Source organism: Mycobacterium uberis, from assembly GCF_003408705.1.
Classification (GTDB): Bacteria; Actinomycetota; Actinomycetes; order Mycobacteriales; family Mycobacteriaceae; genus Mycobacterium; species Mycobacterium uberis.
This window is the reverse complement of sequence record NZ_QAYL01000006.1, coordinates 65,578-90,301: the sequence shown is the minus strand read 5'-3', so window position 1 is coordinate 90,301 and position 24,724 is coordinate 65,578. Positions and strand designations below refer to the sequence as shown.

General features: G+C 57.4%; 15 protein-coding genes, 1 tRNA gene and 8 pseudogenes. 14 read left to right on the top strand and 10 right to left on the bottom strand.

Translation table 11 applies throughout. The annotated features are described in order from the left end of the window. Positions 1–580 precede the first annotated feature (580 nt). The 3 genes and pseudogenes from MUBE_RS17245 to MUBE_RS04855 all read right to left on the bottom strand — a co-directional run. The gene (locus MUBE_RS17245; protein WP_243632831.1) at positions 581–730 is read right to left on the bottom strand and encodes a hypothetical protein; all 150 of its coding nucleotides are present in this window, start codon (positions 728–730) and stop codon (positions 581–583) included. A 22-nt stretch (positions 731–752) separates the two neighbouring features. Next, positions 753–1,655 carry a 1,4-dihydroxy-2-naphthoyl-CoA synthase gene (locus MUBE_RS04860; protein ID WP_116539694.1) on the bottom strand — a complete coding sequence of 301 codons (903 nt, stop codon included), beginning with the start codon at positions 1,653–1,655 and terminating at the stop codon, positions 753–755. A gap of 160 nt (positions 1,656–1,815) precedes the next feature. Beyond that, positions 1,816–3,145: pseudogene (locus MUBE_RS04855) on the bottom strand (acyl-CoA synthetase family protein); the annotation flags it as partial. Between the two features lie 162 nt (positions 3,146–3,307). On the opposite strand from MUBE_RS04855, the pseudogene MUBE_RS04850 reads away from it, so the two are divergent. The 10 genes and pseudogenes from MUBE_RS04850 (at position 3,308) to MUBE_RS04815 (ending at position 12,403) form a co-directional block, all read left to right on the top strand. Continuing rightward, positions 3,308–4,895, top strand: a pseudogene (locus MUBE_RS04850) (amidohydrolase). Then, positions 4,892–5,896, top strand: coding sequence for an o-succinylbenzoate synthase (locus MUBE_RS04845; RefSeq protein ID WP_116539693.1), 1,005 nt, complete (start codon positions 4,892–4,894; stop codon positions 5,894–5,896). The pseudogene MUBE_RS04850 and the gene MUBE_RS04845 overlap by 4 nt, the downstream one beginning before the upstream one ends. Beyond that, entirely contained in the window at positions 5,859–6,647 is a 789-nt protein-coding gene (locus tag MUBE_RS04840) for an alpha/beta fold hydrolase (protein ID WP_116539802.1), read from the top strand. The genes MUBE_RS04845 and MUBE_RS04840 overlap by 38 nt, the downstream gene beginning before the upstream one ends. A 442-nt stretch (positions 6,648–7,089) precedes the next feature. Then, positions 7,090–7,254: a hypothetical protein gene (locus tag MUBE_RS15535; protein WP_165849703.1), complete on the top strand. Its 165-nt coding sequence runs from the start codon at positions 7,090–7,092 to the stop codon at positions 7,252–7,254. 290 nt (positions 7,255–7,544) lie between these two features. Then, on the top strand, positions 7,545–7,685 hold the full coding sequence (locus tag MUBE_RS15530) for a hypothetical protein (protein WP_165849702.1): 141 nt from the start codon (positions 7,545–7,547) through the stop codon (positions 7,683–7,685). An 18-nt stretch (positions 7,686–7,703) separates the two neighbouring features. Further along, the gene (locus MUBE_RS04835) at positions 7,704–8,105 is read left to right on the top strand and encodes a hypothetical protein (RefSeq protein ID WP_116539692.1); all 402 of its coding nucleotides are present in this window, start codon (positions 7,704–7,706) and stop codon (positions 8,103–8,105) included. 194 nt (positions 8,106–8,299) lie between these two features. Further along, complete coding sequence (gene menD / locus MUBE_RS04830; protein ID WP_116539691.1) at positions 8,300–9,970, top strand: 2-succinyl-5-enolpyruvyl-6-hydroxy-3-cyclohexene-1-carboxylic-acid synthase; 1,671 nt, start codon at positions 8,300–8,302, stop codon at positions 9,968–9,970. Further along, positions 9,945–10,535 (top strand): DUF3592 domain-containing protein, encoded by a 591-nt coding sequence (locus tag MUBE_RS04825; RefSeq protein ID WP_424399035.1) that lies wholly within the window; start codon positions 9,945–9,947, stop codon positions 10,533–10,535. The genes menD and MUBE_RS04825 overlap by 26 nt, the downstream gene beginning before the upstream one ends. 53 nt (positions 10,536–10,588) lie before the next feature. Next, positions 10,589–11,628 (top strand): annotated as a pseudogene (locus MUBE_RS04820) (glycosyltransferase). A 61-nt stretch (positions 11,629–11,689) separates the two neighbouring features. Beyond that, complete coding sequence (locus tag MUBE_RS04815; RefSeq protein ID WP_116539689.1) at positions 11,690–12,403, top strand: demethylmenaquinone methyltransferase; 714 nt, start codon at positions 11,690–11,692, stop codon at positions 12,401–12,403. Here the strand turns inward: MUBE_RS04815 and MUBE_RS04810 are convergent. Together MUBE_RS04810 and menJ are read right to left on the bottom strand one after the other, a co-directional pair. Beyond that, positions 12,400–12,731 (bottom strand): annotated as a pseudogene (locus MUBE_RS04810) (DUF732 domain-containing protein). The gene MUBE_RS04815 and the pseudogene MUBE_RS04810 sit on opposite strands and share 4 nt — an antisense overlap. A gap of 245 nt (positions 12,732–12,976) precedes the next feature. Then, positions 12,977–14,203 (bottom strand): menaquinone reductase, encoded by a 1,227-nt coding sequence (gene menJ / locus MUBE_RS04805; RefSeq protein WP_116539688.1) that lies wholly within the window; start codon positions 14,201–14,203, stop codon positions 12,977–12,979. 15 nt (positions 14,204–14,218) lie between these two features. Between menJ and grcC1 the strand changes: the two genes are divergently transcribed. Then, a complete protein-coding gene (gene grcC1, locus MUBE_RS04800) occupies positions 14,219–15,226 on the top strand; it encodes a nonaprenyl/(2E,6E)-farnesyl/geranylgeranyl diphosphat synthase (protein WP_116539687.1) in 1,008 nt (335 codons plus the stop codon). A 116-nt stretch (positions 15,227–15,342) separates the two neighbouring features. Then, positions 15,343–16,203 carry a zinc metalloprotease HtpX gene (htpX, locus tag MUBE_RS04795; protein ID WP_116539686.1) on the top strand — a complete coding sequence of 287 codons (861 nt, stop codon included), beginning with the start codon at positions 15,343–15,345 and terminating at the stop codon, positions 16,201–16,203. Positions 16,204–16,555: 352 nt separating this feature from the next. On the opposite strand, the gene MUBE_RS04790 is transcribed toward htpX, so the two are convergent. From MUBE_RS04790 to MUBE_RS04775, 4 genes and pseudogenes are all read right to left on the bottom strand, one after another. Further along, on the bottom strand, positions 16,556–18,109 hold the full coding sequence (locus MUBE_RS04790; RefSeq protein WP_165849701.1) for a SulP family inorganic anion transporter: 1,554 nt from the start codon (positions 18,107–18,109) through the stop codon (positions 16,556–16,558). A 214-nt stretch (positions 18,110–18,323) separates the two neighbouring features. Further along, a pseudogene (locus MUBE_RS04785) lies at positions 18,324–19,335 on the bottom strand (NAD(P)H-dependent glycerol-3-phosphate dehydrogenase). 5 nt (positions 19,336–19,340) lie between these two features. Continuing rightward, positions 19,341–20,760, bottom strand: a pseudogene (locus MUBE_RS04780) (flavin-containing monooxygenase). Positions 20,761–20,826: 66 nt separating this feature from the next. Then, positions 20,827–21,318, bottom strand: a complete 492-nt coding sequence (locus MUBE_RS04775; RefSeq protein ID WP_116539684.1) for a YajQ family cyclic di-GMP-binding protein — start codon at positions 21,316–21,318, stop codon at positions 20,827–20,829. A 70-nt stretch (positions 21,319–21,388) separates the two neighbouring features. On the opposite strand from MUBE_RS04775, the gene MUBE_RS04770 reads away from it, so the two are divergent. Beyond that, positions 21,389–21,472 (top strand) — tRNA-Tyr (locus tag MUBE_RS04770). 2,223 nt (positions 21,473–23,695) lie between these two features. Here the strand turns inward: MUBE_RS04770 and MUBE_RS17240 are convergent. After that, positions 23,696–23,947 (bottom strand): annotated as a pseudogene (locus MUBE_RS17240) (TIGR00374 family protein); the annotation flags it as partial. Between the two features lie 423 nt (positions 23,948–24,370). Here MUBE_RS17240 and MUBE_RS19315 point away from each other — a divergent pair. Beyond that, a pseudogene (locus MUBE_RS19315) lies at positions 24,371–24,643 on the top strand (class I SAM-dependent methyltransferase). Positions 24,644–24,724: the final 81 nt, after the last annotated feature.

Genomic DNA, 24,724 nt, shown 5'->3' with positions numbered 1-24,724 from the left:
CGCTGTCTAGCGCTCTGCCCGCACCCTGCCCTGCGGTGCGGATCACGCCACAGGGCAGGGTGCGGGCGGCCTTCACCATCCACTTAGCTGCTTTGTGTGATGTCAACGCAGGTATCCTGCCGGTAGGCTTTTATCGGTGCGATCATCGAAGTGGCCACCAGCGGGTAGTACGGCGCCGTGGAATGCATGCTCTGGCACCCTTACTAGCTCGTCACTTACAGTGCGGCGTTTCGAGGGATTGCACATTTAGAACAACGACTTAGCTTTCGAATGCTTCATCTCTAAGAAAGTGACGTTGATGATGTGCGCCTAACCGCGCTCGCGTGTCCCGACGCAAACCCACGCATCAGCAGCGGGGCGAAGTAGTTGAGTGCCATAGTCTGCTCGACGTTTTGCCAGTGGTCTAGCGATTCGGCCGTCGGATGGACGGGCCGGCGTTGTTGATTAAGATTTCGCTCCCGCCGAGGTGCGTTTAGATGTCGGTGATCAGCGTGTCCACTGCGTCTGTAGTTATGAGATGTCATACGGGGTCGGTAGTGCCGTGCCGCGCGAGCTGTTCGGCGGCAGCCTCGTTGATGCCTTATGGAGCTCCAGTCAGCAGGATCCACTTATCGCTGAAGTTGACGGGTTTGATCGCATTCCGGTTCAACAGTAGTTGTACCGAAACCGGTGGCAGCATGCCGGCCAATATGATCTGATCGGTGAACCAGTGCAGCGGACTTTTGCTCACACGTGGGGAATTTTAGCTGCGCTCAGAAGTACCGCGGGAACGAATTCCAGTCCGGGGCGCGCTTCTGCAGGAACGCATCGCGGCCCTCGATGGCCTCGTCGGTCATGTATGCCAGCCGGGTAGCTTCACCCGCAAACAACTGCTGACCCACCAGACCGTCATCGAGCAGATTAAACGCAAACTTCAGCATCCGTTGCGCTTGAGGCGATTTGGCGTTGATCTCCGCTGCCCATTCCAGACCCACTTTTTCCAGGTCTGCGTGCTTGACGACGGCGTTGACCGCGCCCATCTGGTACATCTGCTCGGCAGTGTACGTGCGGCCGAGGAAGAAGATCTCGCGGGCGAACTTCTGGCCGACCTGACGGGCCAAATACGCGCTGCCATAGCCGGCATCGAAGCTGCCGACGTCGGCATCGGTCTGCTTGAAACGGGCATGCTCGCGGCTGGCCAACGTGAGGTCGCAGACTACGTGCAGGCTGTGCCCGCCGCCGGCCGCCCACCCGTTGACCAAGCAGATAACCACCTTGGGCATGAACCGGATTAATCGTTGTACTTCGAGGATGTGCAACCTGCCTGCGCGTGCGACATCAACCGTGTCAGCGGTGTCACCGCTTGCGTATTGGTAGCCGGAGCGTCCGCGAATGCGCTGGTCACCACCGGAGCAAAATGCCCAGCCACCGTCATGCAGGCTGGGTCCGTTACCGGTCAGCAATATCACTCCCACGTTGGGCGACATCCGGGCATGGTCGAGTACGCGGTAGAGCTCGTCGACGGTGTGCGGCCGGAACGCGTTGCGTACCTCGGGACGGTTGAACGCCACCCGAACTGTGTCGTAGTTGACGTGGCGGTGATAGGTGATATCGGTCAGATCGCTGAAGCCGTCGATAAGTTGCCATGATTTACTATCAAAAGGGTTGTCATTCAAGGTTCTTGGACTCCGTCTTGGTTGATAGTTAGATCGCCATCGATTCCCGTACCTTTTGTCATGTCTGCCACAGTAGTCAGCTGGCCTACCATCAGTAGAACGTGAAGTTAGCCGTACGCTCGGTCGTGAGCGTGCGGCAGTTTCACGTTCAACGCGTAATCTAGCCGACGGACTGACTGGTGTTTTCCCAGCACTCTGCGCTCACCGCCTTTTTGTTCGGTTTGCTCAAGCTCTGTTAACGGCAAAGAGTCGACGATCACCACCTGCTTGGGCGACTGCTGCATGCTCGGCGACGACATTTTTGACCTCTCGCAGGAACGCATTGAAGCTGCCGGTGACGATCATGTCCTTGACCTGGTTCACGATGTAGAGGAATCCTTCCTCGTCTTCACGATCCATATTGCCGGTGTGCAGCGAGCCGTTTTTAAACGTCTTGGCTGTATCATCCGGAAGATTCCACTAACCGCCAGCCAATAGTGTTCCGCTGAATCAGATTTCGCCCAGATCGCCTTGCGGAACCGGTTTACCGTCCTTGCTCAGCAGTGCGACGCGTGCGAACAGTGTCGGGTGCCTACACGACATCAGCAGTTTCTCGCTGCGGCCACTCCTGGCGATATAGGTGATCACCCTAGGCGCCTCGGATTGGCCGTTGTATTGGGCGGATATTGAGACGAAATGCCGAGTTGCTTCGGTTAACCGCACCAGATTGATCACCGAAGCGAAGTAGTAGACGGTCTCTAGCGACGATGGGCCTCGGGTGTGTGAATCAGGATATTTCATCAGTGCGTATATCTCCCTACCCTAGATCTATGGTGGGTGTGAAAAACGCTGTGCTAGCGTGTGACGACGGTGTGTACATCAAGAACTGCGAGTTTTCGGACCGTTCCCATTCGGCGAGTTGAATTGTCGTCATAGTGGCGATCGACCGTGTGGTGCCTATCATCTCCTTGGGCTTGCCGGTGTAGGTAGGGTCGATGACCTGGTCCGGTGGGCAGGTATGCGGTCACCAGCGGTTGCAGCTCGAACTTGGCTGCCTTAGCGGAGAGGTGTACAGCCACGTCTTTGAGCTCCTCAGGCACTGACCCGATAGTAGGGGTCTGCTGGAGCGAGTCCCCCGTTGCAGCAGACCCAATGCACGTTTGACAAACATCGGGTTGAGGTCGATGCTCAGCGAACTGATGCCGGCGTCGGAAAGCACATAAGCGTGATCGTCCAGCGAGCCGAGCTTGTGTAGCGCTGTGCGCCGATAACCTCGGATCTGGCTCGCCCCGATGATCATCAGAACTTCGGGACGGTTGAGTGACAGTCGATCGACTGTGATGCCGGTGTCAGTGCTCAGCGCCTCGAACGCCTGCGTTTACTGGCTTATCCGGCTTGGTTACAACTTGATTGCCGGTCAGCGTGGTGTCGCCGAAAAACAATACGGCAATACGGGCTTGTTCTTGTGACGCTTCAGCGCGCCCACCATGTAGATGACCATTATGGGTCGGGTCGGGTGGCGCAGCAGTCCGTCACGCATGTGGAAAGGCTAGAACGTGTTGCGATTCGGGTCTGGCGTGCCCTAGGTCCGCTTTGTTCGGTGCTGCTGTACTAGCGATTGCCACTAGGATCGTTTGTCAGGGTCGATGCACACCCCGAGGCTGAGATAGTCATTGTCGGGAAGCGTGTTGACCGTCGCCGACGTGTGGTCTGTCACTGAGGAGCTTGCCGTTGCGGACGGCCGGGTCATCGCCGTCGATAAACCGGTCCGAGATCGTGGAATTCATCGATACTGGCACGGTAACAACCAATGTCGATGTTGGCTGTATTATGCCGAGGTTTGCTGAAGCACGTGGCTACCCACTGATGAAGGCGGTTGTGCTGTCTGACTAAATTGTCGATATACGGCCGCTCACTATGTGCAATGTCGATGACGTTGTCGATACGGCTCACTGCGAAAAGGCCTTACATAGAGCTATGAGAATCTATTGCAATAGTTGGGACCCGCTACTACAACCCGTGCTGTTCTAGTCAACGTTAAGTTGTCTTGACAACATCGCACCACACAGACCACTAGTAATCTCTACAATTCTGAGCATAAAGTCTATTAAACTCGCACACCGCTCGGCACGCTGGGTTAAATACAGAAACATCTGATCTCGAGTACGGCCGTGATACTTACGGTCGATTTAATTACACTGCAGAGGAAACCGGAGCGGTGTTTCTGCTGATAAGCGGTGCCATCGGGCCCAGCGACTACTCGGCGATGCTGCACACCGAATGCGCTCTGCTAAACCGTGCTGGTCTGACCATGCGTGCAGAAATGGCTTTTGATCCGGTGGTTCGGTTGCTGCTTGAATGGCGGTGCGACGAGCTGACGATCCGGCTGCACAGCTGAATCTACCATGAGATCTCCGATCCGAAGCTATACGCCGAAGCCATCTCCGGTGAGGGCGACGACATGCTGCGCCAGGTCGGGATCAAGATCTGGGTGGGCGGTTCACCATGGGTTGGTAACATCGCACTGTCTTTATCCGTATTTGGACACCGCCGCGACCCGCGCCATTGGTGTGTCGGAGGGTTCTTGCGGACATGCCAACCACGCCTCCGAACAGATGACCGAAATCGTCGGCGCCTACTTTCCGTTGAGTTCGCCGCTGGCTTGTCACGTACATGGCGACGCTGGCGCCGACACTGTACCTTGATATGTATATGAGGAGGTGCTGCACGGACATCCGCGTTCCGATTATCGTTATGCATCTCGAACACGTCGATGCTATCCTGCCCAGCTACTTGCAGAGTGCCGCCGAGTGGGGTGTCACCTGCAGCATGTCCGTCGACCAGATCCCTGATTGAGGTTACACCGTTGTCCACGGTTTGTTCGTGCCAGAGCGCGGATCTCGTTGGATGCAAGTGGGATCTGCGGTAGCAACCGGTATGCGGATCTCGCTGCACAACGATCCACCCGTCATACCTGAAGAGCCGCTGCGCAACATTAGCGTGGCCGCGATGCGGGTCGAGTCGAGCGGTCGGATGCTGGCCCTGAAGGAGCGGTTGGCTGTAGACCAGGCGGTCCGCGCACAGACCATGGACGCCGTCTGGTGGCTGTTCGTCGACGATGTAATCGGCTCGCTGGAGGTCGGCAAATACGCTGCTATGGTGGTGCTTTCAGCTGATCTGCGGACTGTACTACCCGAGCGGATCGCCGATCTCAAGGTGCGTGCGACGTTTCTGACCAATCGTCAGGTCTACCCGCAGTGATTCCCACACTAACTGAGCTGTTGGACCGCCTATATGTGGTGGCTTTGCCGATGCGGGTGCGCTTCCGTGGCATCACCACCCGCGAGGTGGCGTTGATTGAGGGCCCAGCAGGATGGGGAGAGTTCGGAGCCTTCCTCGAATACCAGCCCTCCGAGGCTTCCGCGTGGCTGGCGTCGGGTGTTGATGCCGCCTATCGCGAGCCGCTGAAGGGTCGCCGCGACCGAATCCCGATCAACGCCACCGTTCCCGCTGTGGCCGCCGCCCAGGTAGCTGAGGTGCTTGCTCGATTTCCCGGTGTGCACACCGCCAAGGTTAAGGTGGCCGAGCCCGGGCAGAGTCTGGCCGACGATGTCGACCGGGTCAATGCGGTGCGGGAACTAGTGGAAACTGTGCGGGTGGATGCCAACGGCGGCTGGAGCGTCGAGGCCGCAACTCAGGCAGCCGTCGCGCTGACCGCAGATGGCCCGCTGGAGTACCTTGAACAGCCGTGTGCCACCGTAGACGAACTAGCCGAGCTGCGCCGCCGGGTTGACGTGCCGATTGCCGCTGACGAAAGCATCCGCAAGGCCGAAGACCCGTTGGTGGTGATCCATGCGCACGCTGCTGACGTCGTGGTATTGAAGGTGGCGCCGCTAGGTGGGGTTTCAGCGTTCCTGGCTATCGCAGCGCAGATCAATGTCCCGGTGGTAGTTTCCAGCGCGCTCGATTCAGCGGTCGGGATTGCCGCCGGACTGACCGCTGCCGCTTCCCTACCCGAACTCGGCCATGCTTGCGGGCTGGGTACCAGCGGACTGTTCGTTGAAGACGTTACCGAGCCCATGCTGCCTGTCGACGGCTTCCTGTCGGTCGGATCGGTAACACCTGACCCGGCACGGCTGCAGGCGCTCCGCGCGCAGCCCGCGCGACGGCGATGGTGGATCGACCGGGTCAAGGCCTGCTATCCGCTGCTTGTACCGTGTGCAGGTGATCAATCTGGCTTACGAGGACCGCGGGACCGGTAAACCTGTTGTTTTTATCGCTGGCCGTGGCGGTGCAGGCCGTACCTGGCAACCGCATCAAGTCCCGGCATTCCTGTCGGCTGGCTATCGCGTCATCACTTTCGACAATCGTGGAATCGGTGCCACCGAAAATGCCGAGGGTTTCACGACGCAAACTATGGTTGCTGACACCGCGGCACTGATCGAATCCCTGGGCGCGGTCCCGGCACATATTGTTGGGGTGTCGATGGGCTCGTTCATCGCTCAGGAGCTCATGGTGGCTCGGCCCGAACTGGTCAGCGCTGCCGTACTGATGGCCACCCGTGGCCGGTTGGACCGCACCCGCCAGTTCTTTCACGATGTCGAAGCTGAGTTCCATGACTCTGGTATCCAGCTGCCATCCGGTTACGATGCGAAAGTTCGTTTGTTGGAAAACTTTTCACGCAAGACGCTCAATGATGACGTGGCCGTAGCCGACTGGATCGCCATGTTTAGTATGTGGCCGATAAGGTCCACCCCGGGACTGCGTTGCCAAACGGATGTCGCCCCGCGCGACAACCGACTACCGGTCTACCGAAGCATCGCTGCGCCGGTTTTGGTGATTGGTTTCGCCGAAGACATAGTGACACCGCCGTTTCTGGGACGAGAGGTCGCCGACGTCTTGCCCAACGGCCGCTACCTGCAAATATCAGACGCCGGTCATCTCGGGTTCTTTGAGCGTCCGGAGGCCGTCAACGCCGCGGCGTTGCAATTTTTCGCCGGCGTCAAAGACTAGTGGCCTTTAGACATGGCCGGAGCGCGTCGATTGCTTGACGGCACCCCATCCGCTGATAAACAGCACAGACCATCATTGACCAGCCTGAAACAAACCCCTTGTACATTTAGAGTTTCCTTAAATAATTATTACTGAAGTCTTAAAGAATTATTACTGAAGTACAGTGCCATTGTGATTAAGAGCGACGGGTACTTGCATAGGTGGAAGGGTGGAGCGTGTGAGCGTTAAAGTGGAACAGTTGTCTCTGCTCGTGGAGGGCCAAGACAGCAGCGCAGCGATCTAAGGGAACTGGCCCATCGAGGTGGTTCGCGGATCGCTGAACTAGGTGAGCAGCTAGGCAGGTCGCAGGCCGAGCTGGAGTTGATGTCCTTGCGTTTTCCACCAGGAGGCGGCCTAAATCCATGCCGACGTTGAGCACCTGGGTGATCGATTGTGTGCGGTTTTGAACACCGCCACCGTGGAGGTGGAAGCTATTCTGGTCGAAGCGAATCAGTTTGCTGAAACTACTTGCGTCGAAGTGGAGTGGCACACCACCGAGATCATCGCTGAGACTGAGAGCTTGGCCGTAGGAGTGTTGGCTCGCGTGCAGCGTGACATTGACGCGTAGATTGGCAGCGGCGCAGGCTAAATTGGGTGAACTTCAAGCAGGCGGGAGTGAGAGCCATTGCGTAGTTGAAGTTTTCTACGACAAGTTTACCGAGCTAGAGCGCCATATTTATACTTTAGGGCCATGGTCATCTAGATTTTCTGACCACGAGAATGTTATGCGCGGAATATAAGTTCTTTGGTTGTTAGGAAAAGTTCGGATGGCCAAGTCAATCCCGACGTTTGAAACACAAAGGTTGTGGTCTCGACTATGCTCAGGTAACTACGTATCTCCTGCGTATCCACAGTGAAATGGAATCTCTGCAGGATCGTTTCCACGCCATTGAACGTGCCGTGTCCCACGCCCAGGCCTACCGTGAACGACTCAACGACGAGATCACGAAGCTGCCTGGCGATCTCGGGCGCCTTTCCGATTCGGTCGAGGGTATGTAGGAACGCATTGCTCGCATAATGCGCGTTGCCTCAGATGAGGCTCGTCACACTGAGGCGATGGCACGCGAGGAGACCGATTCACTGACTCATGAGTTGCGCGACGAAGTTGAAGCGGCACGTCAGGACCGGGCCACCGCTAGCGCTGTGCTAGCCTGCCTTCTGGTTTCTGCAGTTGCCCGCCGCGGGCAAATTCTGGCCGAGGTCGAGGAAATAATGTTGCAGGTCGCTCATAACGTAACGAGTGCGCCCGCCTGGCCGACGGCCGACGAGGACGAGCGCCATTGCGAAGCGCAGCATCGACTGGACCAGCAGATCAAGTCGCACTGGGAGCCGGCCGAGACCCAGATCGTCGCCTGCGAGGAGTTGAGAGTCGCCTTTGTAGGCTTTTCTTCGAGTGTTATACGTAGTTTGGTCAAGTAGTATGAAGGCCATGTCTAAGGACTTGCCCAAGGTGGGCGGGGGTGTTGTCCTGGTATTAGGTGAGATTTAAAATCGGATTTGAAGCTGTTGTCTGCCGTGATCGCATCACCGTCGTCGAGCTCTCCGTGGTAGGTGAAGCAGCTTCGCCGAGCCGCACCTGCTACCTCGTAGCTGGGCTATGACACCCTGTATAGGTGAATCCTTCGACTATGCAAGCTCGCGTCATCGTTGACGAGCTGATCCGCGGCGGCGTCCGTGATGTGGTGCTGTGCCCTGGGTCGCGAAGTGCTCCGCTGGCATTTGCCCTGCAAGACGCTGACCACACCGGCCGGATTCGACTGCACGTCCGCATCGACGAGCGCACTGCCGGGTATCTGGCTATCGGGTTGGCGGTCGCTGCGGGTGCGCCGGTGTGTGTCGCGATCACCTCGGGCACTGCTGTGGCCAACCTCGGCCCAGCGGTGGTCGAGGCCAACTATGCTCGGGTGCCGCTTATCATGTTATCGGCCAACAGGCCTTATGAATTGCTCGGCACCGGGGCCAACCAGACTATGGAGCAGCTAGGTTACTTCGGCAGTCAAGTTCGTGCTGCCATCAGCCTGGGGCTCGCAGAGGACGCGCCGGAGCGGTTGGATTCGCTCAACGCGACTTGGCGATCGGCCACCTGCCGAGTATTGGCGGCTGCCACCGGTGCTCGTACCGCCAACGCTGGTCCTGTGCAGTTCGACATCCCGTTCCGGGAGCCTTTGGTACCTGATTCTGAACCCCACGGCACTGTCATACCGCAGGGCCGGTCCGGTGGAAAGCCGTGGACCTATACACCGCCGGTGACGTTCGACCAGCCGCTGGAAATCGATTTGTCAGCGGACACCGTCGTCATTGCCGGACACGGTGCGGACGTCCATCCGAACTTGGCGGAATTGCCGACCGTTGCTGAGCCGACCGCGCCATTTGGGCTGTATCGACCCTACCCGTTGCACCCTCTAGCACTGCCTTCGTTACACCCGAAGCAGGTGATCATGCTCGGTCGCCCGACATTGCATCGCCCGGTGTCGACGCTACTGGCCGATCCACAAGTGCCGGTGTACGCACTGACCACCGGGCCGCGCTGGCCGGATGTCTCGGGTAATTCGCAGGCCACTGGCACTCGGGCGGTCACCACCGGGACACCGCGCCCTGCCTGGCTGCAGCGCTGTGCGGAGATGAACCGGCACTCGATCTCGACTGTGCGCGGCCAGCTCGCGGCGCACATGCTGATCACGGGTCTACATGTCGCCGCGGCCGTGGCAGATGCGCTACATCCTGGTGACCAACTGGTGCTCGGGGCGTCCAACCCGGTGCGCGACATGGCGTTGGTTGGTTTGTCTACCAACGGTATTCAGGTGCGGTCTAACCGCGGCGTTGCTGGCATCGACGGCACCGTGTCCACCGCGATCGGGGCGGCGTTGGCGTATGAGCGGTCCCCTGAGCGCACCTGCAGAACAGCCGGCCCGGCTCGTACCGTTGCGTTGATCGGCGACTTAGCGTTCGTCCATGACAGCTCGGGGTTGCTGATCGGCCCTACCGAACCCACGCCGCGGCAGCTGACGATCGTGGTGTCCAACGACAACGGTGGGGGTATCTTCGAACTGTTGGAGCAAGGCGACCCGAGATTCTCTGCTGTGTCGTCGCGAATTTTCGGTGCTCCGCACGACGTCGACGTGGGAGCATTGTGTCGTGCCTATCACGTGGAAAGTCGACAGATCGAAGTTGACGAGCTGCGGGTAGCCCTCGATGAACCCGACGCTGGCATGCGCGTGTTGGAAGTCAAAGCTGACCGGTCTTCGCTGCGACAGCTACATGCCGCAATCGAGGCGGCATTATGAGGTATCGACAACCGTGATCTCTTCGAGATACTCCCTGTGCAACCTGCTTCAAAGCCGCAGTGACGAGCGGCCAAACACTCGTGTCAGAGTTGTCCTGCGATGGGTACGGATTGCGGTGCTGATTGTGACCGCTTTGATAACATTACAATCGGTGCTGCTGGTGGCTGGTGCTTGGCGCAGTGACTTGGCGATCCAACAAAATATGGGGGTAGCGCAAGCTGAGGTGCTTAGCGCCGGGCCGCGGCGTTCCACGATCGAGTTTGTTACCCCTGAGCGCGTCACTTACCGCCCGGAACTTGGTGTATTGTATCCCTCTGAATTGTCTACGGGCATGAGGATTTACGTTGAGTACAACAAGAATGATCCGAACCTTGTCCGCGTGCGGCACCGCAATGCCGGACTGGCGATCATTCCGGCGGGGTCCATCGCGGTAGTGTGCTGGGTAGTTACGACTGTCGTGTTGATTGCTTTAGCGGTGCTGGACAAGCGGTTGGGCCGTCACGCCGAATCGAGTGACGTGCCGAGCGTGCTTAGTCAGCGGATTTCGTATGATGGATGCCCATAGGACGCCTAGTCGACAGGCGGCACTGACAATGTAGTCGCTTACGCGTTGCAGTCATCGCTGAGTTGTGTTCCTTCTGCATTTCGACGGTATTAGTAACTCAGTGATTTGGATTCTCGAGCACTTGCGTCTAACCGGGCATGAAGCATTGGTAGTCGCATCCGATACGCTGCCAGGGCGACTCTGCACAGAGCAAATTCACGACGGCATCCGGGCGCTACTGCTGCCGTCATGAATGTTTCTGAAGGAAACCACGTTACCATTCGGTCTGCCGATGCCTCGATTGGTCAGCGTGTTGTGCGAATTTGATCCGGACGTGGTGTATCCGGTGTCGCCTGCGCTGCTTGGGCATGAGGGAAATGCAGGCCGTTCGCTGTCTTAGTGTGTCGACAGTTGCGATCTACTAGACCGACATCTCAGTTTTCGCATCGAGTTACGGTATTCCGATCGCGACATGGGCTGTGTGGGTGTGGTTCCGCTATCTGCACAGCCTCGCCGATCACACCCTGGCGCTATCCACTTAGATTGTGGAATCCCTTGTTAACCATCGTTTTCCGCAGGTACATAAGTGAAAAACGCAGTCTACATGCTACGGTTCGTGCCGTCGGAGCGCAATGAGGAGATGCGGCGGCATTGGTTGCCGCACGGTAGGCTCATGGTCAACTCTGTGGGCCGGCGAACGCCGAAAAAGCATGTTGAATGGCTCATCGCACTGACTGCTAGCGATGCCCTACAGCTTGTTATCATTGGCGACGGTCTCGATTAACGCAAACTGCAATCGACAATGCCCACAGCGGTTTTCACTGATGCCTTGTATAGCGATGAGCTCGCCGTTGCATATGTAAGCATGGATGTATGCGTGTGAGCACGAGACGTTTTGCCCAGCTGCGCAGGCAGCATTGGCGTCAAGGCTGCCGGTGATCGCGCTCGATGCCGGAAAGCCACCTTACCTGTTCACCTCGTGTCGCACCGGACTGCTGTTTCTAGTCTGGCCGCCGAACGTCACCGCTACTCACCAGTTGTTTGGCGTAGTGTGCTGTATTGCAGTTGGCCGGTAATTTGTGATGAGTTGCTTGGTCATTATCATGCGATGTAAAGTAGACTTGGGATTCAGGCTGCCTGACCTAAGTCGCTTGGCTCAAGGTAGCGTTGTCGTCGTGAGTTGCGTTGCCCTGGACAAGGACCCCCGGGATGTCGCTGCGATGTTTGACGGCGTAGCCCGCCGATACGACCTGACCAACACCGTGCTGTCGCTGGGTCAGGATCGGTATTGGCGGCGGGCCGTCCGATCGGCACTGCGGATTGGGCGTGGGAAGAAAGTGCTGGACCTAGCCGCAGGCACGGCGGTGTCCACAGCGGAGTTGAGGAAATCCGGCGCTTGGTGTGTAGCCGCGGATTTTTCGGTCGGAATGCTTGCGGCCGGCGGTGCGCGGAAGGTGCCGAAGGTAGTCGCAGATGCCACTCAGTTACCCTTTGGTGACGGTGTATTCGATGCGATCACAATCAGTTTTGGATTGCGCAATGTCGGCGATCATCAGGCGGCGTTGCGTGAGATGGTCCGCGTCACCCGGCCAGGCGGTCGATTAGTGGTGTGCGAATTCTCTACACCCACCAATGTGTTGATTGCCGCTGTCTACAAAGAATACCTAATACGGGCGTTGCCGCAAATGGCGCGAGTGGTGTCTAGTAATCCCGATGCCTACGTCTATCTGGCGGAGTCCATCAGAGCTTGGCCTGATCAGGCGACTTTGGCCGGCCAGATATCGCGGGCTGGCTGGTCGGCGCCGCGCTGGCGTAACCTCACCGGTGGCATTGTGGCGTTGCACGCCGCAGATAAGCCTGTGCTTGCAAGCCGACTGACGAAGATTTAGTGAGTGCCGGTCCGCTGCAGGACACCTACTTGGTCGAGGCAGTAGTGGTCAATCGCGGCATCCAAGAATTGCAACGATTGCTTCTCAGCAGTGTGCAGTGGCAGGTTCCGCTGGATGCAGGTGGCCGACTTGTACGCATCCCCGTCTATGTCTTTGGCTAGTCGCTGGCAGGCGATCTTGCCAAGCCACGCGTTGTAATCCTGCGGGTGGTAAGTATACCATAGGTGTGGAGCTGGGCGTTAAACGGGGTGTCGTAGTCGCCAGCTTGTGTCGGTGCTATGGCGACGGACTCTACTGCAATGGCAGCGGTGATCCCGGTATCTTTTATTAGCCTGACTATACACCTGACCGCGCCTTCAGCCTAGTCGTGTCGATGGCAGCCAGCTGCCGATCTACACCAGCCTGTTGAGTTTTTCACGCAGTTCGACTCCGGCCACTTCGAAGCGGGTTGTGGCCAGGTCTCGCTGCCCAGCCGCCCATTGTGACAGCTCTATAGCGGTGGCTATAATGATCTGTCAACCGTTCTGATAGATGTCAACGAAATTGATATGGCGTTAAGAGCATAAATTGGGACTAGCTGAACGGTGGTCGATGGTCGATGAGCCATGAAGCTCGCCCGCCGCTTCGCCATACCCGCGCCACCCAGTCGGCATCATGGTCGGTGACCAGATTGGCCATCACCCGCACGGCGATGGTCATCAGTGCGGTAGAACGCATCACCCTCGGGCCAGTTGCGGGTAGGAATCGTTGGAGGGTCAGCAAAAACGCTAACCGGCGTGCGACCGAAAATCCGCGGCCGTAATGCTGCTGCAGCAGTGACGGCCACACGCGCGACAAATCGCGCAGGTCCAGCAGCTCGGCGGCCAGTCGACCGGTTTCTAGGCCGTAGTCAATGCCTTCGCCGTTGAGCGGATTGACGCATGCTGCAGCGTCGCCGATGAGCATCCAGTTTGGCCCGGCTACCCCAGAAACCGCCCCCCCCATCGGTAGTAACGCCGACGACACCGCCCGCGGTTGGCCGGAAAAGCCCCACTCGTCACGGCGCAGATCCGCGTAGTATGGTATCAGCGGTCGCAGAGCTAGATTGGCTGGCCGCTTTGACGTCGACAACACGCCGACGCCGATATTCACTTCGCCGTTTCCCAGCGGGAAAATCCAGCCGTAGCCAGGCAATATGGCTCCGTCCGGAGAACGTAGTTCCAGATCCGACGTCAGCCATGGGTCGTCGTTGCGCGGAGTGGTAAGATACCCTCGGATAGCGATGCCGTATACTGTCTGTTGATGCCAGTGGCGGCCTAGCTTGCTGCCCAGCGGAGAGCGGGCCCCGTCGGCAACAATCAGCTGACGGCAGCTCACCTCGGTGCCGTTAGCCAATGTCACTGATGCAGCCCGGCTTGATGAGTCATGGTTAACTGAGACGGCCTTTGTCCCGAGCAGCATGCGGGCGCCGGAATTCTCGGCGACCTTACGGATCTGGTCATCTAGTTCCAGGCGTGCCACCGCGCTGCCGGTCGATGGGAACGACGGTCCGGGCCAGTTTACTTCCACTTGGCCGCCAAAGCCGTTCATGCGCAGGCCGCGATGTCGGATACGGGTATTTAGCCAGTCGCCCAGCCCTAGCCGTTCCAGTTCGGCGACTGCGCGTGGTGTCAACCCGTCACCGCAGGTCTTGTCGCGAGGGAAGCTGGCCGAGTCGATGACGAGTACGTCGTTACCGGCGCGGGCTGCCCAGGCGGCTGCTGCTGACCCCGCTGGCCCAGCGCCCACCACTACCACGTCTACGCTGGCCTCCACACTCACTAGTATGTTGGTCGGATGATGACTCCGCCGACGGTGGTAGCGGGCATCGATTTCGGAGATGCCGTGTTTGCCGCGACCGTGCAAGACGGTGTGGCGCGGATCGAGCGGCTTATGGATGCCGAGCTGCGCGGCGCCGACGAAGTGATGACCGAGTCGGTACTGCATTTGTTTGCGGCCGGTGGTAAGCGGTTTCGACCGCTGTTTACAGTGTTGTCTGCCCAGATCGGACCCCAGCCTAACGCTCCAGAGGTAACAATCGCCGGTGCGGTCATCGAGTTGGTCCACCTAGCGTCGCTTTACCACGATGACGTGATGGACGAGGCCGAGGTTCGGCGCGGTGCACCCAGTGCCAACCTGCGCTGGAGCAACAGTGTCGCCATCCTCGCCGGAGACTATCTATTTGCCACGGCGTCGCGGTTGGTATCACAACTTGGGCCGGATGCCATGCGGATTGTCGCTGATACGTTTGCTCAGTTGGTAACCGGGCAGATGCGTGAAACCCGCGGTGTTCCGGAAAATGTGGATTCGATCGAACAGTACCTAAAGGTGGTGTACGAAAAGACAGGCTGCCTGATCGGCTCGGCTGGTCGGTTCGGTGGTTTGTTCGCCAGCGCAGACGCCGAGCACGTCGAGCGACTGAGTCGACTCGGCGGAATTTTGGGTACTGCATTCCAAATCGCTGATGATATTATTGATATTGACAGCGACTGCACCGAGTCTGGCAAGCGTCCTGGCACCGATGTGCGTGAGGGCGTGCACACCTTGCCGATGCTATATGCATTGCGCGAGACCGGGCCCGACAGCAAGCGGTTGCGCACGCTGTTGGCTGGACCCGTTGATAACGACGCAGAGTTAATCGAGGCGCTAGTGCTGTTGCGTGCGTCGCCGGGTATGGCGAAAGCCAAGCAAGTTTTGGCGCAGTACGCTGGCCAGGCCACTGCCGAGCTGGCTCTGCTGCCCGATGGCCCCGGTCGAGATGCGCTGGCGGCACTGGTCGACTACACAACTAACCGGCACGGTTAGAGCGAGTAACTCCCGGGTCGCGGAACCCGTAGGGTTGTTCTGGGCGTTGAATAGTCAGTAATCAGTAAGTAAGCAAGAGCCGCGTGTGCCGGAGAGACTTTTCAAGGAGGACATCGATGACCTGGCATCCCCACGCCAACAGGCTGAAGACCTTCGTCTTGTTAGTCGGTATGTCTACATTGATCGTGGCTGCCGGTGCGATGTTTGGGAGGATGACGCTTTTCTTTGCGGCCTTGTTTGCTGTGGGAATTAACGTCTACACATACTACAACAGTGACAAGCTTGCGTTGCGGGCGATGCATGCGCAACCGGTTTCGGAGGTGCAAGCACCGGCGATGTATCGGATCGTGCGCGAGCTAGCCACCGGAGCGCACCAGCCGATGCCGCGGCTTTACATCAGTGACACGAACGCGCCCAACGCGTTCGCTACTGGCCGTAATCCGCGCAACGCTGCGGTGTGCTGCACCATCGGCATCCTGGATATGCTTAACGAGCGTGAGCTGCGCGCTGTACTGGGGCATGAACTTTCGCATGTGTACAACCGCGACATTCTGATTTCCTGTGTGGCCGGCGCATTGGCGGGCGTCATTACCGCGTTAGCCAACATGGCCATGTGGGCCGGCATATTTGGCGGCAATCGGGACGGAGAGAATCCTTTTGCGTTGGTGTTGGTTTCGTTGCTGGGCCCAATCGCCGCGACGGTGGTGCGGCTAGCGGTATCGCGATCGCGGGAGTACCAGGCCGACGAATCGGGCGCCGTGCTCACCGGCGACCCGCTGGCCTTGGCGTCGGCGCTAGGTAAGATATCCAGTGGCGTGCAGGCAGCGCCGTTGCCTCCGGAGCCGCAGCTGGCTAGCCAGGCGCACCTGATGATAGCCAACCCTTTCCGTACCGGCGAGAGACTCGGGTCGTTGTTCTCCACGCATCCGCCGATTGAGGACCGCATTCGCCGCTTAAAAGCGATGGCTGGACGATAGCGATAAGAACGCTGCTGAGCTGAATGGGCTCCTCAGTCAAATTATATCACGAACTGCTCTAGCATCTAGCGTGCTTGCTGTACTGCATGTTTGCCTGACGATGATGAATACAATCGCACTTTGGCGTTGAACTGCAATCGCCAGCTAGCGCTGGAGGCCGATCGACTAGCTCGTACTCGAACATGTCACGCACAAATGTGCGGCGAAACAGCCACTCACACCACTGGCCAAACGCAATTGTCCCGGCATGTTAAGTCGATCCAGGACCTCACCGGCGTTGAATGCTCTAACTTCTTGCTCTTGAATCTACTCGTAAAGCGTGTATGTACCCGTTTTCGGCGGGTGGCGGGAGTTACGCAGCAGCCTCTGGCTGTTCAGATCCGATTAGGTCAGCCATGGTGCGGCGAGCACGGTGGCCTGTCTTGATTACACCATTGATGTGAACCGCTCCACCGGTGGCGCGATGCTGTCGCTGCCAGTCATGAATCGCCTGATGCGCGGCATGATCGAGGTAGTTGACTGAAATATCGACTGTCACCTGCGTGCGAGGAGGGACAGAAGCTAGCACGCGGGTGAGTCGGGGCAAGGCTAGAAAGGTGCACGCTCCTGTGACGAGGACGTGCCACTCGTCACCCACGGGCTGGGCTTCGACTCTGGCTCGCATCACCCGCCATCCGGTCAACGCGATGGCAACGGCGAGTCCGATCATTACGCCCTGGAGGAGATTGAGAAACACTACGCAGACGGCGGTAACCAAGTATACGGCGAGGTCACCGTTCCGTAGTGCGGTTTCTATATGGGCAGGCTTCAGCAGCTGAATGCCGATAACGATGAGTAGCCCAGCAAGCGCGGCAGACGGAATCTGGTCGACCAATCCGGCAAACGGAATCGTGAAGAGCAGGATCCATACTCCGTGCATGATCGACGAAGCGCGGGACTTCGCGCTCGCGGTGACATTGGTTGAACTGCGCACGATCACCCCGGTTATGGGAAGCCCGCCGATCGCTCCGGACACCATGTTTGCAGCGCCTTGTCCGATCAGCTCGCGGTTGAAGTCGGTGCGTGGTCCGCTGTGCATTCTATCGAGCGAAACCGCCGACAGGAGGCTCTCAACGCTGGCGATGAGAGCGACTGTGATCACACCTAACGCCACGCCACCCCAGTTACCGTCGGGAAGCGCCGGCAGCTGCACGGCATCCAGCGGTGAGCCGTCGACCTTGATTCGAGACACGTGGAACGGGAATACCACCGAAATAAGTGTCACACCCACGATGGCAACCAGCGGGCCGGGGATCCGGGCTACTCGAGTTGGAACCCACCGCCAGGCGACCAGGATGGCGATCACTAGCACACCAAGAACGACTCCGGGTCGGTGCGCGCCCAGGACCTGACCGGGCAAGCCAATGGCGTTGTGCCAAGCGGTGCTTTTCGACTGTCCGCCAAGCAGCACGTGCGCCTGTTGCAGTGCGATCGTAATACCGATGCCGGCCAACATAGCGTGCACAACGACGGGTGAGATTGCCAGTGTGGCTCGCGCAACGCGACTGAGCCCCAGCAGCACTTGCAGAACACCCGCAGCTAAGGTGATGAAGCAGGTTACTCTCCAACCGAAATCGGAGATCAACTCGGCTATAACGACTGTAAGACCGGCTGCGGGACCGCTGACTTGCAGCGGCGATCCACCTACAGCGCCAGCGACGATCCCTCCGACAACAGCGGCGATTAGACCGGCAAGGACCGGTGCTTCTGAGGCGATCGCGATGCCCAGCGACAACGGGAGTGCAACCAAGAACACCACGAGTGACGCTGGTAAGTCATACCGGATAACGGATCGCAATCGATTGCTCCCTCGATAGGTGTTAGCGGGGGGCGTTCCGATATCATCCCTCCCCCGATAATTATTCATTATCTACTACACGTTGCATAGCAACTACGCAACATGCTTGCACATAAGATAAAACACAACCACTCCACCTCTCCCTGTTCGGCGTCGGAATGGCTTGAGCACTGGCAGCTTCGACGGTATTGGGGTGGTCGGGTGTGGGTCAAGTTGACGAGCCACGTGCATACCGAATCCAAATTTTTGCAGGTTAATTTTAGAGTGTTATTGTTGGCCAGATTTAGAGCCCGGAGCCGTGTACTTCGTGGCCGGATACTTCGGAATCAGGCCGCTCTAAGCTTGCTCGACGGTCGAGGTGCAGTTGATCACCGAGTCGACTTCGCGGGCGATTGGCATGCTGAGCCCGAACTCTACTGCAAACTTCATGACCACACTGGCGGCCTTGACTCCCTCGGCAACCTGGCTCGTCGATGCGATGATCTCGTCGATTGTCTTGCTCGCGCCCAGTTGTTCATCAACGTGGCGGTTGCGGCTGTGCCGACTGGTGCAGGTAACAATGAGGTCACCTAGACTGGCCAGGACGGAAACCGTTTCGCTGCGTCCGCTCAGGGCCACACCTAGCTTTGTCCTCTCGTGCAGCGCGCGGGTGTTTCCCCGAGTACTCAGTGAGTAACTCATCCCGACTGCGATAGCGAAGACGTTTTTCAGCGCACCCGCTACCTCGACGCCAATGACATCGTCGGTGGTGTAGACGCGGAACCGTCGGGTGTGGAACAATGTCGCCAGCCGAGTCGCTAGACGTTTGGTGGGGCATCGCCGGAACTGCTGTGGCGGTCTACCCTTCCGCTACTTCGTGGGCAATGTTCGGTCGGGCCAGGATTCCCGCCGGATGGTCGGGTGGTGTCTCCTCAACAATCTGTGACATCCGCATGTTGGTCCCCCGTTCGAGCCCTTTGGCCAGCGACACTACCGACACCCACGGCCGCAGTTCCTTGGCCAGCTTGGTGAGTACGCTTCAGAAACCACGTGAGGGTACACCCATGACGACGACGTCGGTGCAGTGGGCGGCCTCCGCGAAACCAGTGGTGGCGCGCAAGGTGTTGCTCAGGACGACGTCGTTTCCGAGGTAGCGACTGTTGCGATGATGCTTGTTGATGTCCTTGGACGTCGCCTCGGGAGCGTACCCTGTATAGCGCCGATCCGCGGCACGCGCAGACTGACGCCACTGTGATGCCCCACGAGCCGTCACCGAGGACAACAACTTTGGGTTCGCGTTGCTGAGTTATTGGCATGAAGTTTAGCATATTGTCGAAAAACGACCGAACACCATCGCTTCACTCGAAGCGGTCGAGCCGGTGGTCGATGGCGTCGGCGAAGTAGTTCTGTCGCATATTCCACGGCCGTTTAGTGCCTGACTTGGGCAGCGCATGCAACGAGCGCAGTTACGTAGCTGGCCTTAATATCCCAGGATGGTTTTTGGCCATGGGATCGGAAACTCGATGTGGGTAAGCGTGAGTGTAGTCGTGAGAATCCAATGTGCGCCATGAGTTTTCCTGCGGATTGTGCTGTCATATCGGCGCGTAGGGTCCAGGACGCGTTCGTATAGCCCACACACCAGAACAGGTTGGGTACGTTTTCGAGCATGTAAGCTTTGTAAACGAAGCGATTACAGAGATTGATCCCGATGCCGTCCAGGCTGATTGCGGCTCTGCCAAACGCCTGCGATTTCAGCACGGTAGCGGTTATGATGATGTCGACGTCGAGATGCCCACCAGACTCGAGTGCGATATCGGTGGCGTCAAAATGACTGATGTTATCCTTGACTATCGCCACGTGTCCCTCAGTGATTGCGAGGTAGAGGTCAACGTCGATGATCAAGCACATCCGTTGGTACCGCGGCTTGAAGTGTGTGTCGATGTCGTAGCCGTCGGGCAGGTGGTTGATCGCCTTGTGTCGTGCTATCTACTTAGCCACCGCCGATGTCTTGCGGGAGATGAACCACAACACCGCCTCTTGTAACGCGTTGTACATCCGGGTGATCGAATGGGAAGTCTTGCGGGGAAACATTTTACGAGAGATAAAGGCGAATTTGCTGTATTTGGACGCCGACATTAGGTAGGTTGGTGAGCGTTGCAGCATGGTTACCTTTTCGGCTCGGTCGGTTAGCGATGGTACTAGCGTGATTGCGATGGCACCACGACCGATCACCAACATCTTTATTGCTGGTGTAGTCCAACTCATCTGACCAGTACTGCGGATACACGACGGTGCTGCCGAACTGCTCGATGCCAGGAAAATCAGGGGTGTAGCCCTCGCCGTAATTATAGTAGCCGCTACCAAAAACACGAGCCGGCTGCACAAGCGTTGCTGCGCGCCGTCGTTTTCGACAGTGACCGTTCAGGTGTCAGTGGCCGACTCCTAATCAACTGCGTACACTAAGCTGTTGAATCGGATGTGGCGGTCGATACCGTACTTGCACGTGGTACTCGCAGATGTGGACACCTTCAGCGAAGGTTTCCCTGCGGGTCCACGGCTCGAAAGGAAAGGACAGCATGAAAATGCTGCTGTCGGAGCGGACACCAGGATACCGGAACAAATCCCACGTACCGCCGATTCGCTCGCGCCGCTCCACGATAGTGTTAAGTCAGGCGCGGGTTGCGCTCAGTGAATCGATAGGCTGCATTGAGGCCAGAGATGCTGGCGCCGACGATAACCACGTCGACGTAGCTGACTTCGGCTTCCTTGCGGAGTCACGGTAGGACCTCGTTACGGATCTAGGGTATCTATCGGTAGTTGACGAACTGCAGCGCAACGTCCAAGTCGGTGTTCTTTAACATCGCGATAACGGCTTGCAAATCGTCGTGACTTTTGCTGGTTACGCGGATCTCGTCGCCCTGAATCTGGGTCTTGATGGCCTTGGGTCCCTCGTCACGGATGAGCTTGGTGATCTTCTTGGCGTTCTCGCTGTTGATGCCTTGCTTTAGAGTGCCGGTGACTTTGTACGTCTTGCCGGAGGCCTGTGGCTCGCCAGCGTCGAAGGCCTTCATCGAAATGTTGCGGCGGATTAGTTTTTCTTTGAAAACGTCCACGGCAGCCTTGACCCGCTCCTCGGTAGACGACGTCAGTTCAACGGCCTCACTACCTTTCCACATGATCTTGGTGTCGGTGCCGCGGAAGTCAAAGCGCGTTGCTAACTCCTTGGCGGCCTGGTTGAGCGCGTTCTCAACTTCCTGCCGGTCGACCTTGCTGACGATGTCGAACGATGAGTCCGCCATGCGGCCCGTCCCTCCTTCAAGTGTATAGCCGTTTGTGTTCTGTCTACCCGCTCGTTGTACTCTCCTAGGCGGCAGGTTGCCCGAGCGGCCAATGGGAGCGGACTGTAAATCCGTCGCGAAAGCTACACAGGTTCGAATCCTGTACCTGCCACCATCAAAACCCTAGTTCCGATAAGGGCTTCGGGCTTGGGGGTGGTGCTACATACAACGAACGTGCGATGCCGGTCAACTACCCACCAAAATCCGGTTGCTGGACATCTCCACTCACCACCTTGGCCGCTGGTGCGCGGTTTGTGCTATGAGTCGCGTCGGCCTCCCTTTGCAATGTTAATTGCACAGATCGCGAATTCTGCTATGTTTGACGCTAGAAATAGAAGTCTGGGGTGGCCAAGTCATAAATGTGTTCTCTGTCAATCTCGGCTGTAAAGAATTATTCAAGCCGAAGGTTTTTAGTGCTAAATTTTCTTTATAGCACAGAAAAAATTCGCCATGTGCCTAAGAGAACTAATGTGAGATTACACCTGTCTGCATGTCCAATTTTATGGGTTAATCGTAATTGTTACCAGCTAAATCGTGTTGGTTCTTGCGTGTCTGCGGCACCACGACGCTACAGGTCATCGTATAAAATGATCGCTGAAGATGTAGCCTGTGACCTCGATTTCATTAAAATGAGTTAATTATGTCTGTGCTTGAAATTTTATAACACACGGTTTGGCGGTTTGAAAAAGCTGTATGAAAACTCTTGCGGTAGAGACAGCTTACCCGATCCAATACAGCGTGAGTATATCGCCGAGCATGTCGCTACTGTGCCTTTCCCTTTCGGAAATGTGTTTGTGTTGATGCGCATCTATGCGTGTAGATCGGCTTGATACCACCACAACTTAGGACAGCACAGTTGCGGCGGCGATGCCGATCATGATGGCCGCGATAAACCTGTCGAGAACGTGCCAGGCGTTGGGCCGTGCAAATAACTCATGCAACCTGCGCGTACCGCATCCAGGTGTGGTGAACCATACCGATACTGGACGCCACCGCGTCTACGCAGGATAACCAGCGATCACCAAGATGGCTGGCCAGTATGCTGAGCAGCACCACGGTGTCGAGGTACGTGTACGAGTTAAACCAAATCTAGTTTGGACTAGCCAGCATCACGCTGGCCAGTCATGCTGGTGCGGAGTCGGCAGACGTGAGGCCGGTGGGCAATATGCGCGTCTGGTGGCTAGCAGGCCATACCAGATGAAGAACGTCGTGCCGGAGCTTTGTCATTGCGACGACGTCGGGATAGGCTGCGGCCAGTACAAGGTCGGCAGCCGTGCATACTGGCACCACGGCCACCGCACACTACTGCCTGATCCCTGGGCGCAGCACGAAGGCGTTCTGACTGAGCGCCGGTCGCCGGCGATCAGTGCCATTCTGGTCAATAGCCAGGGGGAGGCCCTCGTATCCACGCTAGGGTTACCAGCGTTTTCAGTCGAACTAAATTACTCTATAGTTATTTAGTGGAATTTCTGATATGACGCAGCTGTTGGATGATGATCAACTAGCCGTCTCCGGGGCCATGGTCGAACTAGGTCGCTTTGATGCTTCGGACAGCACGGTTGCACATCATCCTGCTGGCGGTCGTCCAGCTCGTTAAGGTACTCGGGCAACGGGTAGAGCAGGTGCTGGTGGTAAGGAAAAATACTGTGTGGCAACGATAGCTGGTATCCTATTACTGCAACTTGCAGCACGGACCGCGATGCTGGAATCCGAGGCTCTCAGCCAGTTGCGGGACGACTCGACACGCACGTTGCGCTGGCCGTGAACGCTGACTTGATGGCGATCTGGTTTCCCAGGTTTATGACCGGCTGGACGACGTCCTGTTAGACATCTGCATTGAGGACCAGGATCATTCGGTGCAGTTGCTATGTGAGGGGTCGTGATAGATGTTGTCGCCACCGAACGCACATCGGTGTCAGGCTGTCGAGTCCAGCCTTTGGGAATCATGTGTTATGTGCTGGTAGTCAATTAATCTTAATATTAAACACTATCTTCACTGCACAGGCGGCATCGGTGGTGCTATTGTTGGCCTGGAACAGCAATCAAATGTTTGCAGAATAGGTTGGTGCACAAGGTGTTTAGCTGTTAAATCAGCAGCACGATGCATTTTGTGTCGACCGTGGGAGGGTGTGCCGCGGCTGTGATTACTTAAGCGGTCGCCAGCGGGGCGCTCCGTTAGCAGTATCCTTTCGACGCTGATGTGGTTGCTGTGACGGCTGATCTACGTCACACTGGGTCGCAACTGCAATGTGCTCAATTACTGCCTCTGCTGAGTCATATTGAAGCCAAAGAATCCTGGCTTGTCTCAGACATCTCGTTCTCGGTTAACCAAATCGCGAAGGGCAACGATTGAATAGTAAAAGCCGTACACTAGATATACCGCGTCGGATTGAGTAGGCGACAAGAATTCGACGATCTGGGGGATGGATCTTTCGAACACGATCTATCGCGGGCGAGTAATCAGTGAACTCGTGATCACTGCTGCGAGGAAGACAGCCGCTAGGACCAGCCGAATGATGTCGTTGGCCCGGTAGGTTAGCGGTTGCAGCAGGTTGCCTGAAACAGTGATGTCGCTCACGTCAACTTGCATAGTGCAAAGATTCTTCGAGATCCTCCGGGTCGGGTCAACGCTTTATCGGCTACTTTAGTATTTATTGTTTCGTCTAATATTTATTGTTTCGTCGACAACTTAGCCTGTGTGACCCTAATTACCGGCAAGGACGCACTCCGTCGGTCGGGTCGTTCCCGTGCAGCACACGTACGGCTAGCACGTAGGTGTGCTAGCGAATGTGGAGGACACGAGCGGGCGAGAATCGACAACCACACCTGGGAGATCACTGAGAGAGATGGGTGCGACGGCGCTGGGCGTCGCGGAAACCGCGAGTGAGGCCTCGGTGATCAGCGATCCGTTCGCACGGTGTTCCCCGACGTCGACGGAGACGGCATGTGGAACTAGTTTGTGGTGCTCAATCTGCCAGCCGAGATCGCCGAGGTTGAAGCCGCGGATGCAGAGATGACGTGGAGATATGATCGACTACATGGCCGCGTGGACGGTGTTTTTGACCAGTTCTTCCTTGACACTGCCCACTCGAGTGTACGCTCGGCAGTGATTTTAGCAGCGGGTTTGGATTCGCGTGATTGATGGCTACCTTGGCCTGAGGCCACTACCGTCTACAAGCTTGACCAGCCTTCAGTGATGGAATTCCAGTCATCGACGTTACGGGACAACGGGGCGAAGCCAACGTGCAACCTGGTTCATGTTCCAATCCACCTGCATCATCGCTGACCGGATGCGTTGCAGTGGGTTGGATTTGACGTTTGTGTGCTCAGCACCTGGTCCGTTGAGGGGCTGTTGCCGTTTTTGACG

What these genes read in the sequence shown, in the direction of transcription:
- MUBE_RS15530 (WP_165849702.1), top strand. Translation starts at nt 7,545, where the DNA reads ATGGAATCTCTGCAGGATCGTTTCCACGCCATTGAACGTGCCGTGTCC.
- MUBE_RS04835 (WP_116539692.1), top strand. Translation starts at nt 7,704, where the DNA reads ATGCGCGTTGCCTCAGATGAGGCTCGTCACACTGAGGCGATGGCACGC.
- MUBE_RS04825 (WP_424399035.1), top strand. Translation starts at nt 9,945, where the DNA reads ATGCCGCAATCGAGGCGGCATTATGAGGTATCGACAACCGTGATCTCT.
- grcC1 (WP_116539687.1), top strand. Translation starts at nt 14,219, where the DNA reads ATGATGACTCCGCCGACGGTGGTAGCGGGCATCGATTTCGGAGATGCC.
- htpX (WP_116539686.1), top strand. Translation starts at nt 15,343, where the DNA reads ATGACCTGGCATCCCCACGCCAACAGGCTGAAGACCTTCGTCTTGTTA.
- MUBE_RS04790 (WP_165849701.1), bottom strand. Translation starts at nt 18,109, where the DNA reads ATGAATAATTATCGGGGGAGGGATGATATCGGAACGCCCCCCGCTAAC.
- MUBE_RS04775 (WP_116539684.1), bottom strand. Translation starts at nt 21,318, where the DNA reads ATGGCGGACTCATCGTTCGACATCGTCAGCAAGGTCGACCGGCAGGAA.